Genomic DNA, 5953 nt, shown 5'->3' with positions numbered 1-5953 from the left:
GGTGGCGGTGTTGCTGCTCGGTGGCGTGCTCGGCTGGCAGGCCTACGACGGCCACCGGCAGCGTCAGGCGGCCGCCGCCGCGGCGCTGTACGCGGCCTACCTGCAGCCGCCGGCCGGGCATAGCGCCGAGGCGCTGGCGACGCGGCTGCGCACCGAGTACCCGCGCTCGAGCTACGCCACCTTCGCCGCCTTTGGCGAGGCCAAGCGGGCCGTCGAGGCGGACAAGCTCGATGCCGCCGAGCAGCACCTGCGCTGGGTGGTCGACAACGCCGCCGAGCCGGCCGACCGGACGCTGGGTCGGGTGCGCCTGGCGCGCCTGCTGCTCGATCAGGGCAAGCCCCAGGCGGCGCAATCGGTGCTCGACGGCGAGACCGCGACCGGCTCGTCCGCCCTGGCCGAGCTGCGCGGCGACATCGCCCGTGCGCAGGGCCAGGCACCGCAGGCGCGACTGGCCTACCAGGAGGCGCTCGCCGGCCTGCCGGCCGAATCCGGCACCGCGGCGCTGATCAGACTCAAGCTCGACGCCGTCGGCCAGCCATGATGCAGACCGCCACACGCGCGCCGCTGCGCCTGCTCGCCCTTGGTCTGCTGGCGGTCGTCCTCGGCGGCTGCAGCACCGTATCCGACCTCGGGCGTGGCGCCGTGCGCAGCGTCAATCAGGCGGGCGAGTCGGTGGCCGGGCGCCTGACCGCCGCCGGCACGCCCGAGATCACCGCCAAGAAGCTCCCGGAATTGGCGAGCTCGATCAAGATCGACGTGCTGACCGAGCACCGCGTCACCGACGGCACGCCCGACGGCTATCCCAAGCCGCAGCCGGCGTTCGTCGATGACGTCGTCTACACGCTCGGCAAGTCGCGCCGCGAGGTGTTCGCACACCGCCTTGGCGACGGCAAGCGCCTGTGGAAACAGCGCATCGACGATCCGGTCACCGGCGCGGTGGGTGCCGGCGACGGCCTGGTGCTGCTGGGCACCGGCAACGGCGATCTGGTGGCGCTCGATGCCGCCGACGGCAAGCAGCGCTGGCAGGCGCCGCTGGAGAGCGAGATTCTGGCGCCACCCGCGGCGCAGGACGGCGTGGTGGTGGTCGCCACTGGTGACGGCCATCTGTATGGCCTCGCCAGCGCCGACGGCGCGCGCAAGTGGAGCGTGGAACGCGACGTGCCGACGCTGTCACTGCGTGGCGGCAGCGCACCGCTGATCGCCGCCCCGCTGGCGCTGCACGGGTTCGCCGACGGCCACCTGGTGGCGGTCGACCTGCACACCGGGCGCCAGGTGTGGGATGTGGCCATCGTGCAGCCGCGCGGGCGCACCGAGCTCGAGCGCCTGGTCGATGCCGACTGCCAGCCGGTAGTCCAGGGCGGGGCGGTGTTCGCCGGTGCCTATCAAGGGCGGGTGTCCGGCATCGAGCTGGCCAGCGGCACGGTCGGCTGGGCACGGGAGCTGTCCTGCGACAGCGCGCTCGCGGCCGACGATTTCAACGTCTACGGCGTCGACACCGACGACCGCGTGGTCGCCTTCGACCAGCGCAGCGGCGCCGTCTACTGGCAGCAGGACGCGCTCAAGGGCCGGCATCTGACGGCGCCAGCCGCGGTCGGCTCCTACATTGCCGTGGGCGATGGCGAGGGCTATGTGCACTGGCTGCGGGCCGACGACGGCACGCTGGTCGGGCGCATCCGGCCGACCAAGGACGCCTTCCTGCTGGCACCGCAGGTGCAGGGCGGGATCGCCTATTTCCTGTCCGAGAGCGGGCACTTGTACGGCCTGCGGGCGGCCGACTGAATGCCGTCATGACGCCCGTCATCGCGCTGCTCGGCCGGCCCAACGTGGGCAAATCGACGCTCTTCAACCGCCTGACGCGCAGTCGCGACGCGCTGGTGGCGGATTTTCCCGGCGTCACGCGCGACCGGCTGCTGGGCGCGGGCCGGCTCGGTGAGCGGCCGTTCTGGGTCATCGACACCGGCGGCATGCTGGGCGAGGACCCGGAACTCTCGGGCAAGGTGAGCGAGCAGGCGCTGGCCGCGGCCGACGAGGCCGATGCGGTGATCCTGGTGGTGGACGCCCGCGCCGGGCTGACCGCCGACGATCACGCCATCGCGGCCACGCTGCGCGAGCGCGGCCGGCACGTGTGGCTGGCGGTCAACAAGGCCGAGCACCTGAACACCGAGCTGGTGCGGGCCGATTTCTTCGAGCTCGGTCTGGGTGAGCCGTGGCCGATCTCGGCCAGTCACGGTCACGGCGTGGCCGAGTTGCTGGATGCGGTGTTGGCCGATTTTCCGGCTGCCGATGAGGCGCCCGCGCCGGCCGAGACCGACACCCGGCCGGTGTTCGCCGTGGTCGGCCGGCCGAACGCCGGCAAGTCCACGCTCATCAACCGCCTGGCCGGCGAGCAGCGGCTCATCGAAAGCCCGCTGCCGGGCACCACGCGTGACTGCGTGCGCGTGCCGGTCACGGTGGACGGCCGCGACTGCGTGTTGCTGGACACCGCCGGTCTGCGCCGGCGCGCGCAGGTGCATGCGGCGATCGAGAAATTCAGCGTCATCAAGACCCTGCAGGCGATCGACCAGGCGCAGGTGGTGATCCTGGTGCTCGACGGCACGCAGGGCGTCACCGACCAGGACGCGCACATCGCCGGTCAAGTGCTGCAGCGCGGGCGCGGGCTGGTGCTGGCGGTGAACAAGTCCGACACGCTCGACGAGGCCGCGCGCGGCGCGCTCCGGCGCGAGATCGCCCGCCGCCTGCCGTTCGTCGATTTCGCGCCGGTCGAGTTCATCAGCGCCAAGACCGGGCGCGGCGTGCAGGCGCTGATGCGCGCCGCCTTTGCCGTGCAGCAAAGTGCCATTGCGCGCGCCTCGACGCCGGAGCTGACGCGCCTGCTCGAGACCATCGTCGCCGCCAACCCGCCGCCCATGGTGGCCGGCCGGCGCGCCAAGCTGCGCTATGCCCACCAGGGCGGGCACGTGCCGCCGACCATCGTCATCCACGGCACGCAGGTGGCCAACCTGCCGGCGCATTACCTGCGCTATCTCGAAAACAGTTTTCGCGAGGCGCTGCACCTGGCCGGCACGCCGGTGCGCATCGTCACCAAACAGGGCGAGAACCCCTACGCCGGGCGCGTGAACGTGCTTACCCCAAGCCAGATCGAGCGCAAGCGCCGCGCCCGCCGCCGCGGGCGCAAGCTGTTCAAGGATTAGCGGGCCGTCGAAAAACGGCCTGTGATGGCGAGGCAGGGGCGCCTCGCGCGCAGTATCTGATTCGTCGGGAGCCAGTCAGGCCCGCGCCCGGCCCGCCGCGGCAGCGGCCCGGCGCGGCGTGAGTCTGTCGAGCAGGGTTTCCACCGCATCGAGCCGCGCCTGCGCCGTGTCGGTGTGCACGGTGGCGGTGAGCTTGCTGCGCCCGTCGAAGCGGTACACCTTCGGCTCGCCGCGAATCAGCTTGAGCAGCGCGTCCACGTCGATGGCCGGCTGCTCGGTGAAGCTCACCGTAAAGCCGTGCTCGCCGCCGGTGATGGCGGTGACGCCGAGCGCGCGTGCCGCAATGCGCAGCCGCGCCTGAGCGAACAGCAATCCGGCCTGCGCCGGCAGCGGCCCGAAGCGGTCCACCAGTTCCACCTGCAGGTCTTCGAGCGCCGCAAGATCGGTCGCGCCGGCGACGCGCTTGTACAGCACCAGGCGCTGGTGCACGTCCGGCACGTAGTCGCTGGGCAGCAGCGCGGCGCCGCCGAGGTTGATGTCGAGTTCCTGGTGCACGGCGGCGTCGAAGTCCGGCGTGCGCCCGGCGCGGATGTCGCGCACGGCGCGCTCCAGCAGTTCGTTGAACAGCGTGAAGCCGATTTCCTGGATGTGGCCGGTCTGCTCGTCGCCGAGCAGCTCGCCGGCGCCGCGGATTTCCATGTCGTGACTGGCGAGCGTGAAGCCGATGCCGAGCTCGCCGAGCGACTCGATGGCTTCGAGGCGTTTGAGCGCATCGCCCTTGAGCGCATCCCGGCTCGGCACCATGAGGTAGGCATACGCCTGGTGGTGCGAGCGGCCGACCCGCCCGCGCAGCTGGTGCAACTGGGCCAAACCCAGGCTGTCGGCGCGGTCGATGATGATGGTGTTGGCGGTCGGCACGTCGATGCCGCTCTCGACGATGGTGGTGCACACCAAAAGATTGAAACGCCGATGGTGGAAGTCCGCCATGATGCGTTCGAGCTCGCGCTCGGGCATCTGGCCGTGCGCCACGCGCAGCGTCGCTTCCGGCAACAGCTGACGCAGGTCGTGCGCCACACGCTCGATGGTCTCCACCTTGTTGTGCAGGAAGTACACCTGCCCGCCGCGCTTGAACTCGCGCAGGCACGCCTCGCGCACCAGCTCGGCATCGAACGGCCGCACGAAGGTCTTGACCGCCATGCGCCGCGGCGGCGGGGTGGCGATGATCGACAGATCCCGCAGGCCGGACATGGCCAGACTCAGCGTGCGCGGGATGGGCGTCGCGGTCAGCGTCAGCACGTCGACTTCCGCCCGCAGTGCCTTGAAAGCCTCCTTCTGCTTGACGCCGAAACGGTGCTCCTCGTCGATGATCACGAGCCCCAGGCGTTGGAAGGCCACGTCCTTCTGCAGCAGGCGGTGGGTGCCGATCACGATGTCGACCTGGCCCGCGGCCAGCTGCGTGAGGATCTGCTGCTGCTCGGCCTTGGATTCGAAGCGCGTCAGCGCCGCCACGCGCAGCGGCCAGTCGGCGAGGCGATTGCGGAAGGTCTCGGCGTGCTGCTGGGCGAGCAGCGTGGTCGGCACCAGCACCGCCACCTGCTGGCCCGCGTGCGCCGCCACGAACGCCGCGCGCACGGCGACCTCGGTCTTGCCGAAGCCGACGTCGCCGCACACCACGCGGTCCATGGGCTTCTCGGCGGCGAGGTCGGCCAGCACGTCGGCGATGGCGCGCGCCTGGTCCGGCGTTTCCTCGAACGGAAAGCTGGCCGCGAAGCGCGCGTAGTCGTCCGGCAGTGGAATGGCGTGCCCGCCGCGCGCGGCGCGCTTGGCGTAGATGGCCAGCAGCTCGGCGGCGGCGTCGCGCACCTGCTCGCGCGCCTTGCGCTGCGCGCGCTGCCAGTCGCCGCTGCCGAGCTTGTGCAGCGGCGCGTGCGCGGCGTCGGCGCCGGTGTAGCGATGCACCAGTTCCAGGCTGCCGACCGGCACGTAAATCTTGGCGTGATCGGCGTATTCGAGCGCCAGGTACTCGCCGGCGCCGCCGCCGACGTCCAGCGTTTCGAGCCCCAGATACCGCCCGACGCCGTGCTCGATGTGCACCACGGGGTCGCCCGGGGCGAGCTCCGTCAGGTTGCGGATGACGGCCTCGGGGTCGGTCTCGCGCCGCTCGCGCCGGCGCTGCTGCACCACGTGCTCGCCGTAGATCTGGCTCTCAGCGACGATGGCGATGCCGGCCTTGGGCAGCAGCAGGCCGTCGTCCACCGGCGCGACCGCAATGGCCAGGCGCGTATCCGATGCCAGAAACTGCGCCCAGTCGTCCAGCACCTGCACGCCGATGTGCTGGCGCGCCAGCATTTCGCGCAGCGTCTCGCGCCGGCCGAGACTCTCGGCGGCGATCAGCGTGCGCCCGGCAAAGCCGGCGATGAAATCTTCGAGCGCCGCCAGCGGCCGGGCGGCGCGGCTGTCCACCGGCAGCGCCGGGGCGGCGGCCACGGCCAGCGCGTACTCGTCGGCGGCCTCGTGCAGCGCCACCTGCGCAAAGCGCTTGATGCCGGCGAACACGGCGCCCGGATCAAGGTACAGCTCGGCCGGCGGCAGGGGCGGGTAGTCGCGGGCGATCTCGCGCGCCGTGTAGCGCTCGCGCACCGTGGCCCAGAAGGCGTCGCCGGCTGCCAAACAGCCCTCCTGCCAGGCGATGAGCGTGCCCGGCGGCAGGTAGTCGAACAGCGTGGCGGTGGTCTCGAAAAACAGCGGCAGATAGAACTCGA

The 5953-nt window shown here is 71.6% G+C and carries 4 protein-coding genes; 3 read left to right on the top strand and 1 reads right to left on the bottom strand.

Going from position 1 to position 5953, the window contains the following annotated elements; all coding sequences use genetic code 11:
• The 3 genes from PHC73_RS10525 to der form a co-directional block, all read left to right on the top strand.
• The coding region (locus PHC73_RS10525; RefSeq protein WP_300127735.1) for a tetratricopeptide repeat protein at positions 1-541 on the top strand (541 nt) is incomplete at its 5' end.
• Positions 541-1779: an outer membrane protein assembly factor BamB gene (gene bamB, locus PHC73_RS10520; protein WP_300127732.1), complete on the top strand. Its 1239-nt coding sequence runs from the start codon at positions 541-543 to the stop codon at positions 1777-1779. The genes PHC73_RS10525 and bamB, both read left to right, overlap by 1 nt.
• A gap of 8 nt (positions 1780-1787) precedes the next feature.
• Positions 1788-3191 carry a ribosome biogenesis GTPase Der gene (der, locus tag PHC73_RS10515; protein WP_300127730.1) on the top strand — a complete coding sequence of 468 codons (1404 nt, stop codon included), beginning with the start codon at positions 1788-1790 and terminating at the stop codon, positions 3189-3191.
• A 75-nt stretch (positions 3192-3266) separates the two neighbouring features.
• On the opposite strand, the gene mfd is transcribed toward der, so the two are convergent.
• Positions 3267-5953 (bottom strand): transcription-repair coupling factor (mfd, locus tag PHC73_RS10510; RefSeq protein WP_300127727.1); only part of this gene is annotated, 2687 nt, incomplete at its 5' end.

The organism is Immundisolibacter sp. (assembly GCF_028696615.1).
Taxonomy (GTDB): Bacteria; Pseudomonadota; Gammaproteobacteria; order Immundisolibacterales; family Immundisolibacteraceae; genus Immundisolibacter.
This window is presented reverse-complemented; position numbering and strand designations above follow the sequence as displayed.

Bases quoted from the DNA above. Each gene is read 5' to 3' on its own strand.
- bamB (WP_300127732.1), top strand. From the start codon at position 541: ATGCAGACCGCCACACGCGCGCCGCTGCGCCTGCTCGCCCTTGGTCTG.
- der (WP_300127730.1), top strand. From the start codon at position 1,788: ATGACGCCCGTCATCGCGCTGCTCGGCCGGCCCAACGTGGGCAAATCG.